The sequence below is a fragment of the Sandarakinorhabdus sp. genome (assembly GCF_031430775.1).
Lineage (GTDB): Bacteria > Pseudomonadota > Alphaproteobacteria > Sphingomonadales > Sphingomonadaceae > Sandarakinorhabdus.
Genome location: NZ_JANPCD010000211.1, coordinates 1 through 7,484, shown reverse-complemented (window position 1 = coordinate 7,484; position 7,484 = coordinate 1). Strand labels below are relative to the sequence as shown.

Genomic DNA, 7,484 nt, shown 5'->3' with positions numbered 1-7,484 from the left:
CGCGATGTCACGCAGATCAAGGGGCCAAATTACGAGGCCATTCGCGCTGTTTTCACGGTGGTTCAATTTGGCCGGCAGAGCGAACTCGTGTCGGAACGGCGCTTTTACCCCATCAGCCGCAGCCAGACGACAGAAGCGGGTATCGGTTCCTCGATTCTGGGCAACCAGTATGTTGCCATTGGCGATGAACAGACGGATGCGCGCGGACGCGGCCTGGTGGTTCGGGTCTACTGGCATCCGCTGGTGGGCTGGATCTGGGCTGGCGGGCTGATGATGGCGCTTGGCGGCGCGGCCAGCCTGTCGGACCGGCGTTTCCGCATTGGTGCGCCCATGGTCCGGGCCGTGCTCCCGAATCTTCCCTTGCCGGCTGGCATGGCGCCAGCGGAATAGCGACTATGAAGCGCTGGATTTTCATTTTGCCGGTTCTGGCCTTTGCCGGGTTGGCCGTGTTCCTCGGGATGGGGCTGACGCGCGATCCCAAGGTGCTGCCGTCCCAATTGATCGATCGGCCCCTGCCGGAATTCGCCTTGCCGGGAATCGAGGCCAGCGCCGACGGCGGGCCGGGCTTTGCTTCTGCAGCCTTCAAGGGCGAGCCGCGCCTGCTCAACATCTGGGCCAGCTGGTGCGCGGCCTGCCCGCAGGAGCATCCGGTGCTGGAGCAGATCAGCGCGCAAGGCTACAAGGTCTATGGCATCGCCTGGAAAGACAAGCCTGCAGACAGCCGCGAATGGCTGGCGCGTTATGGCAATCCCTATGCAGCGGTGGCGGCAGACGAGCGTGGCCGCACGGCCATCGATCTGGGCGTCACCGGCGTGCCGGAGACATTCATTGTCGATGCCCATGGCCGGGTGCGGATGAAGCAGATCGGCCCGATCAGTACGCAGGATTGGGAACAGCGCATCAAACCGTTGATGGACCGACTGAGGGCCGAGGCATGAAGTGGTGGATGGCCATCGCCGCGCTGCTGGTCGCGGCGCCTGTCGGAGCGGTTTTGCCCGACGAAATGCTGTCCGATCCCATGCTGGAGGCGCGCGCGCGCAGTATCAGCCAGGAATTGCGCTGCGTGGTCTGCCAGAACCAGTCGATCGACGACAGCGACGCGCCGCTTGCCCGCGATCTGCGTGTCGTCGTGCGCGAGCAGCTCAGGCTGGGCCGCAGCGACGCCGAGATCATGGACTATGTAGTCGCCCGCTACGGCAATTTCGTCCGGCTGAAACCGCCGGTGCAGATGGACACGCTGCTGCTGTGGGGCGGGCCGTTCCTGGTCTTGTTGCTGGGCGCCGGCGGCCTTGCCTTGTGGTCACGCAGCAGCCGGGCAGGCGGCATCGAGAGTTCGCCCCTGACCGCTGCCGAACTGGCCGAAATCGCCCGGTTGTCGAAGGACGGGTCCCCACCCAGATAAGAACATCCCAATAGAATCGCCCTGGCAAGAAAGCACTCATGACTCTCTGGATCATCCTCACGGCCCTTGCGGCGGTTTCGGCGGCGTGGCTGACCATACCGCTGGTGCGCCGTCACGAGGTGCGGGTTGATGCGCGCGCCGCGACCCTTGCCGTGCTGGGGGACCAGTTGGCCGATATCGATGTCCAGTTGGCCGCTGGCACCTTCCCGCCGGGCGATGCCGAGGCGATGCGCAACGAAATACGGCGGCGCATGCTGGCAGCCGGGCATATTCCGCCCGAGCGCGACCGCACCATGGGTCAGGGCGCACTTTCCGGCGTCGCCATCGGCCTTGCAGGGCTGGTCGCGGTTGCGGCGGGCGCGCTCTATGCCAATATGGGCCAGCCCGATTTGCCAGCCGCCGCAGGAGACGTTGCCGCAGAGGCTGCACCCGTGCCTGCTCCGGCGACCGGCGCGCCGTCACCGCCTGACGGCGAGGTCGGCCAGCTGGTGTCCGGCCTGGAAGCGCGGATGAAAGCCGATCCGTCCGACCCGGAAGGCTGGCGCATGCTGGGCTGGTCCTATTTCCAGACAGGCCGCTACGGCGATGCGGCGACAGCCTATGGACGGGCGATTGCCATCAAGGCCGATGGCCCGGGCTATCAATCGGCCTATGGCGAAGCCCTGGTGCAGGCCGCTGGCGGACAGGTGACGCCTGCAGCGGCGCAGGCGTTCCAAAAGGCGTTTGATCAGGACGGCGCCGATGCGCGCGCCCGCTATTTCCTGGCAGTGCGCAAGGCCGAGGTGGGTGACCGGGCCGGGGCCATAAACGACTGGTTGACCCTGCTGCAAGATTCGCCTTCGGATGCGCCGTGGCTGCCGCAGCTGCGTGGTGTCATCGAGCAGACAGCCAAGGCTGCCGGCATCGATGTCGGCGCACGGCTGGCGGCCGCAAGGCCTGCCGGCAACGCCAGTGTGCCGGGTGTGCCGCCCGCTGTTGCAGCCGCCGCAGCCGCAGCCGCGCCAGCCGGTGTGATGCCTGGCCCCAGCCGCGAACAGGTGGCGCAGGCGTCGAAGATGCCGGCGGCTGATCGCGGTGCGATGATTCGCGGCATGGTTGACGGCCTTGCCGCCCGGCTGAAGACCAATCCGCGTGACGAGGCCGGCTGGCTGCGGCTGATGCGGGCGCGTGATGTGCTGGGTGAAACCGCCGCAGCGCGCAAGGCGCGCGACGACGCACTTATGGCCTTTGCCGGCGACAGCGCGGCACAGGGGCGGATCCGCGCGGCTGCAAGCGAAATCGGGATCACGGGCTGAGCTGTGCCTCGGCGGGCGGGCCAGCGGCCGGCAGCAGTGCCGCCAGCAGGGGGTTGGGAAAACGGCGGCGCTGGATGATGGCGTGGAATTGCTCGGTCAGGCCGGCAATCCGGTGCACCTCGATAAGACTGCCATCGCGCAATTCGTCGGTGACGACAATCGGCGGCACCAGGGTCAGCGCCTCTGATTCGCGCGCCATGAGGCGCAGCATGGCCATGTCATCGACCTCGGCCAGGATAATCGGCACCACGCCGGCCCGTTCCATCATCTGGTCGAACGCCGGGCGGATGTCGCTGGCATGACTGGGCAACAGAACCGGGATGTCGGCCAGGCTTTGCGGAAAGCGGAAATCCGCGTCGGCCACGCCTGGCGGCGCCACGAGGCTGACCGGCTGCTGCGACAGGCGCCAGCTTTGCAGGTCGCTGTGCGAATCCTGGCGGACGGGCAGGTTCGACAGGACAACGTCGATTTCATGCGCCTCCAGCCGCGCCAGAAGCTCGCGCATCGTGCCTGATATCAAGATCAATTCCACATCGCGCCGCCCGACCAGCGGGGCTACGAAGTTCAGCTGGAAATTGCGCGACAATGTCGGCAAGGCGCCCACCCGCAATACCTGCTGATCTATGCCGGGGCGACCGGCAAGCGTGCGAAGCAACTGGTCACCGGCGGCAAAGGCACGGTCCGCATGGTCGAGCGCGATGCGTCCGGCCTCGGTCAGGACCATGCGTCTGCCGACACGATCGAAAAGCGTATGGCCGAGCTGCGTTTCCAACGCTTTGACCTGCACGGACAATGCCGATTGCGACAGGTTGAGAATGCCGGCCGCCCGAGTCAGGCTCCCGGCATGGGCGATCGCGCGGAAGTAGCGCAGGTGGTTGTAATTGAGCCCGGACACAAAACACTTTTATCAAAACGAACGTTTTGATGCAATCTTTGTATTTTTCTTCAACTTCGCGAGCCGCTATGGGCGTGTTCTCATCTTGGCAACCGGAGACGCCGCCCGTGATCACCAACCTTTTGTGGCTTGTCCTTGCCGGGCCTTTGGCGCTGATTGCCTTGGTTTTGGTGCCCAATGCCCGCGCCAATGCCGGCGCGCGCCGGTTTGCCGATCTGGCCCGCAACATCGCATTGGCGACGATGGGAAGCGCGCTTATGGTCCTCTGCTTGGTGTTGACAAAGGGCGCTGCGCACACGCCCGCGCTGGTGCCGGGGCTGGGCCTGTGGCTCGATACCCTGTCGGCGGTGATGTTCCTGCTGGTCAGCTTTGTCGGCACCATCGTCGTCAACTACAGCCGCAATTACATGGACGGCGACGCCGATCATGGCCGTTTTACACGGCTGCTGGCGCTGACGCTCGGTTCGGTGCTGACGCTGATCATTTCGGGCAATCTGGTGCAGTTCATCGCGGCCTGGGTGGCAACCTCGATGGGGCTGAACCAACTACTGCTGTTTTATTGCGACCGCCCGGCGGCGATTCTGGCTGCGCGCAAGAAGTTCATCGCCAGCCGCATAGGCGATCTGTCCATCGCGCTCGCCGTTGGCATCCTGTGGCAGGTATTCGGCGGGCTGGATTATGCGACGTTGTTCAACGGTGCGCGCGGACTGGCGGCTGCGGGCGTTGCGACGCCGGCCAGCGTGCATCTGGCCGCCGGGCTGCTGGTGCTCGCGGCACTGCTGAAATCGGCGCAATTCCCGATGCACGGTTGGCTGATAGAAGTCATGGAAACTCCGACCCCTGTGTCGGCCCTGCTCCATGCCGGGATCATCAACGCGGGCGGGTTCCTGTTGCTGCGCTTTGCCGATGTGCTCGGCCTTTCAGTGCCGGCGATGGATGCACTGGCTCTGGTCGGCGGGTTTACCGCGCTGTTCGGCTCGGTCGTGATGCTGACGCAAAGCGCCGTGAAGGTCAGCCTGGCATGGTCGACGATTGCCCAGATGGGCTTCATGATGCTGCAATGCGGGCTTGGCGCCTGGTCCGCCGCCCTGCTCCATATTCTCGCGCATTCGCTCTACAAGGCGCATGCCTTCCTGTCTTCCGGCAGCGTCATCGACATCGCGCGTGCGTCCTGGTCGCCCAGTCCCGGCGGCCAGCTGCACCCGGCGCGCCTGACCATTGCTGTCGGCGTTGTGCTGGCCGGCACGCTGGCGGCCGGCCTGGCCCTTGGCCTGCATCCGACGGCAGAGCCGGGTGTGTTCGCCCTCGGCGCCATCATGCTGCTTGGCCTGACGCATTTCATCTCGCAGGCCATTGACGAGCGGCCGACGGGTTTCGTCATCGTGCGCACAATCGGCATGGCCGCATTGGTTGCCGTTGCCTATTTTGCGCTGCAAGCGGCCATGGCGGCGCTGATGGCCGGCACCTTGCCGCCGCCGCAAACGTTGCGCGGCGGGCTGATGCTGGCGATCATCGTGTTGGTCATCGGCGGCTTTGCCTTGCTGACGATCATGCAATCGACCTTTACCTCGGCTCGCGCTGGCAGCGGCCCGGCATGGGCGCGCGCCCTTTATGTTCATGTTTCCAACGGCCTATATGTAAACACCATCGCCAATCGCCTGGTGCTGAAATTCTGGCCCACCGGCATGACGTCTGGTCGCTGACCCATATTGTTGTGCAAAGGGCACCAAACATGACCGAATCTCTTGTCGCGGAAACCGGTGTCGCAACGGACGAAAGCCCGCACGGCACAATCGAAGTCGCCGTCGCCGCCGCGTGCAGCCGCATTGCGCCGCTCTGGCCGCTCAAGCATTTCGTTGCGGTAAACCCGTTCCTCGGTTTCACGCATCAGGGCTTTGGCGCCACCTGCGCCACCATGCGCCGCGTTGCCAAGACCGACATGCTGATGCCGCGCAGTTTCTACCGCGAGGCATTGGCCGCCGGCATCATCACCGATGATCATATCGCCAGGGCTTTGGAAAAATCGCCGGTCAGTGCCGGTGTTCCGGCAAACCCCGCGCTTGCCCGCGCCGAGCTGGCCCGTGACGCCGGGCAACGCACGCGGCCGGCCGCCGTGGTCGCCACGGTGGCCGAAGTGCTCGACCGACTGTCTGCCGGCGACCGCCAGGCCTCGCGGACCGCATTCATGGTCGATGAGATCTCCAAATGGTGTGCCGCCTATTTCGACGAGGGGCAGGCCAGCTGGAAAATGCCCGAACGTGGTTTGCCGCCGTTTGCTGCCTGGCGCAGTGCCGCCCGCCATGACCGCAATCCCGAAGCGATGGGGATCAAGGGGTTTCGTCAGACCATTGCCGGTCTTCCCGAAGACCCGTTGGCGTGCATCGGATATGTCGTTGGCGCCATCGGGATCCCCGACCGTGCTGCAGCGGATTATCTGCACCGCGCCCTGTTCGATATTGGTGGCTGGGCGGCCTATGTGCGCTATCTGGTGTGGGACAATGGCCTCTATGGGCGGCCAGATGACCGCTTGGTGCAATTGCTCGCCATCCGGATGGCCTGGGGCTATGCCCTGTTCCGGCAGCGCACCGACGCTGCGTTCCTTGGCGCATGGGCGGCGGAAATGGCGCAGGCTGCGCTGCTGCCTGACGATGCCGGGCTTGGCAGCGACCCCGATCTTGCGCTCGAACTGGTGTTCCAGGATGCTTATGAAATTGCCTGGCAGCTGCAACTCATCGGCAAATTGGCGCGCAGCGGGCCGGGAGCAGCGCCTGTCGTCTGGCCCAAGCGAAGCAAGGCGCGCAAGCCTTTGCAGGCGGCGTTCTGCATCGATGTGCGATCCGAAGTGTATCGCCGGGCGCTGGAAACCGTTTGCCCCGACGCTGATACGATCGGGTTCGCGGGCTTCTTCGGCTATCCGATCGAATATGTGCCGATTGGCCGTGAAACCGGCGGGGCGCAATGTCCGGTGCTGCTGACACCGGCTTTTACCATCACCGAAGCCGTGGGCGGTGCATCGCCCGAGACCGAAACCGAAGTGCTCGGGCTGCGCCTTCTGCGCCGCCGCGCCGCAAAGGCATGGAAGGCCTTCAAGCTCTCGGCCGTTTCCAGCTTCACTTATGTGGAAGCCACCGGACTGTTGTTTGCTGCCAAGCTGGTCGGCGATTCCGCCGGCCTGACACGCACTGTCAGCGATCCCAACACCGATGGCTTTGACGATGCCGTGACCGGCAAGCTCGGCCCTCGGCTGGAGCCGCGCACGGTCGGCGGCCGTGCCACGGGCCTGAACGACGAGCAGCGCCTTGCACAGGCCGAAGCCGTGCTGCGGGCCATGTCAATGACGCAGGATTATGGCCGCCTCGTCATGCTGGCCGGTCATGGCAGCACCACGGCCAACAATCCCCATGCATCCGGCCTCGATTGCGGGGCCTGCGGCGGTCACACCGGCGAAGCCAATGCGCGCGTGGCGGCCGACATCCTGAATGACCCGCTGGTTCGCAAGGGGCTGGTCGCCAAAGGGTTGCTGATCCCCGAGGACACATGGTTCCTGGGCGCGTTGCACGACACGACCACCGATGAAGTGGTCATATTTGATCGCGACCGGGTGCCTGCCGACCTCAAACCCCATCTGGCTGAACTGGACGGTTGGCTGGGCCGGGCCTCGTCGCTGGCCCGAGCAGAACGATCGCGGTTTTTGGGGCTCGACGCGCCGGACCATGTCGATGAACAGGTCATTCGGCGCAGCCGGGACTGGGCGCAGGTGCGTCCGGAATGGGGCCTCGCCGGCAATGGCGCATTCATCGCGGCGCCGCGCCGCCGCACCCATGGCGTCGATCTGGGAGGCCGCGCGTTCCTGCACAATTATGACTGGCAAAAGGATGACGGTTTTGGCGTG

7 protein-coding genes are annotated in these 7,484 nt (G+C 65.1%); 6 read left to right on the top strand and 1 reads right to left on the bottom strand.

Annotated elements, in window-relative coordinates; all coding sequences use genetic code 11:
* From RMQ73_RS13765 to ccmI, 4 genes are all read left to right on the top strand, one after another.
* A partial coding sequence (locus tag RMQ73_RS13765) for a cytochrome c-type biogenesis CcmF C-terminal domain-containing protein (protein WP_310498886.1) occupies positions 1-390 on the top strand: 390 nt, incomplete at its 5' end.
* A 5-nt stretch (positions 391-395) separates the two neighbouring features.
* Positions 396-938, top strand: coding sequence for a DsbE family thiol:disulfide interchange protein (locus RMQ73_RS13760; protein ID WP_310498885.1), 543 nt, complete (start codon positions 396-398; stop codon positions 936-938).
* Positions 935-1,402 carry a cytochrome c-type biogenesis protein gene (locus RMQ73_RS13755; protein ID WP_310498884.1) on the top strand — a complete coding sequence of 156 codons (468 nt, stop codon included), beginning with the start codon at positions 935-937 and terminating at the stop codon, positions 1,400-1,402. Before RMQ73_RS13760 ends, RMQ73_RS13755 begins: the two co-directional genes overlap by 4 nt.
* Before the next feature lie 38 nt (positions 1,403-1,440).
* Positions 1,441-2,697 (top strand): c-type cytochrome biogenesis protein CcmI, encoded by a 1,257-nt coding sequence (gene ccmI, locus RMQ73_RS13750; RefSeq protein WP_310498882.1) that lies wholly within the window; start codon positions 1,441-1,443, stop codon positions 2,695-2,697.
* Here ccmI and RMQ73_RS13745 read toward each other — a convergent pair.
* A complete protein-coding gene (locus tag RMQ73_RS13745) occupies positions 2,687-3,592 on the bottom strand; it encodes a LysR family transcriptional regulator (protein ID WP_310498881.1) in 906 nt (301 codons plus the stop codon). The two genes, ccmI and RMQ73_RS13745, sit on opposite strands and share 11 nt — an antisense overlap.
* 107 nt (positions 3,593-3,699) lie before the next feature.
* On the opposite strand from RMQ73_RS13745, the gene RMQ73_RS13740 reads away from it, so the two are divergent.
* Both RMQ73_RS13740 and RMQ73_RS13735 read left to right on the top strand, forming a co-directional pair.
* On the top strand, positions 3,700-5,295 hold the full coding sequence (locus RMQ73_RS13740) for an NADH-quinone oxidoreductase subunit L (protein ID WP_310498880.1): 1,596 nt from the start codon (positions 3,700-3,702) through the stop codon (positions 5,293-5,295).
* A gap of 29 nt (positions 5,296-5,324) precedes the next feature.
* Positions 5,325-7,484, top strand: a 2,160-nt coding sequence (locus tag RMQ73_RS13735) for a DUF2309 domain-containing protein (RefSeq protein ID WP_310498878.1), incomplete at its 3' end; no start/stop codon positions are given.